This is a genomic window from Streptosporangium sp. NPDC049376 (assembly GCF_044466505.1).
Taxonomy (GTDB): Bacteria; Actinomycetota; Actinomycetes; order Streptosporangiales; family Streptosporangiaceae; genus Streptosporangium.
In genome coordinates this window covers 1-1,161 of record NZ_JBITMT010000061.1, presented here as the reverse complement: position 1 = coordinate 1,161, position 1,161 = coordinate 1, and the positions used below count along the sequence as shown (strand labels likewise).

At 63.7% G+C, this 1,161-nt stretch carries 1 protein-coding gene; it reads right to left on the bottom strand.

Annotated elements, in window-relative coordinates; genetic code table 11:
• Nucleotides 1–373: 373 nt before the first annotated feature.
• Nucleotides 374–778 (bottom strand): hypothetical protein, encoded by a 405-nt coding sequence (locus ACIBVQ_RS40570; protein WP_399184289.1) that lies wholly within the window; start codon nucleotides 776–778, stop codon nucleotides 374–376.
• Between the last annotated feature and the right edge of the window lie 383 nt (nucleotides 779–1,161).

Here is a 1,161-nt window from a genome sequence, read left to right as displayed (position 1 = left end):
GTCCGGTGAAGGTCTCCACCCATAAAGGATCAGCGCGCAACACCCCGCCCATACAAGGAAGATGCCCAACCACACGCTTCTGCAACAAGATTTAGTCAGGCCCTGACCCTACGGTGCCGCGCTTTGTGTCGGGGGCGGAGGCGAAGCAGCAGGAACGTCTTGTGCAGTGACCAGCCGATGAGGAAGGCCCCGAAGACACACTGTCCGAGACTCGTCCACATCGGTCTTTCGGCCGCTGCGAACACCACCACGCCAACCCACAGGACGCCGAAGACCCCTACGAGGGTCGTCGCACCCCAATCCAGCCCCCGCTGCCACATGCCTGAAGTCTTACAGATCTTGGTTCAAGCCCAGGTCAACGACGCGGAACGCCTCATCTGGGGAGAGTGCGACTTGTGCCGGCACACCTGCGAACGCGCGGCCCGCCTCCGGTGGTGACCGGCGCGGGGGCTTGTTCGAGCTGGGTCAGCAGCGTGGTCGCGGTACGGACGTCCAGCAGGATCTGGTCCACCTCGACCTCGGTAGCGGGGAGCTGGCCCTGCCGGGCGAGTTCCTCGGTGATGTAGGAAAGCGGGTTCGCGCGCCCGGCCGCCTCCGCGGCGGCCGTCGCACGGGCTGCGGTGAGAAGACGTAGATGTTCGGTGCGGAGCATGGCCTCACGCATCCGCGCGTCCTCAAGGTCACTCAAAAGGGACCTGGCGACCCTGAGCAGATCACCGGGGCGATCGGCTTCCGCATCGATGTGTGCGCGGATGTCGTCGAACTCTGAACGGGTCATGGTGCTCACCTCCACGGTGGAGTCAGAATCCTGACCCTCGTGCCAACTTCGTATCCGGGGGCGATTGCGAACGGCTTGATAAGCGCTTGCGCGGTCGACTCCCTACGAACGTTTGGGACGCGCAGGTGCTGGGGATGGTTGGCAAGTTGTCTCTGGGACCCGTGGGGCCTGGTAATGTTCTTCTCGCAGAGCGGCGAGCCGCAGAGGCCAAAGAGCTTCGAAGACAGCGACCCGCTCGGTACCCCACCTCCTTGCTCCGGCAGTCGTTTGTCTGAATCGTCCACGGACGATTGGACAGAAGCCGGATGTCAGAGTAAGTTGGAAGGGTTGCTCCGGAGACGGGGTGAGCGAGATCCTAGCGGGTCTGGCGGGTTGGTGTCGAG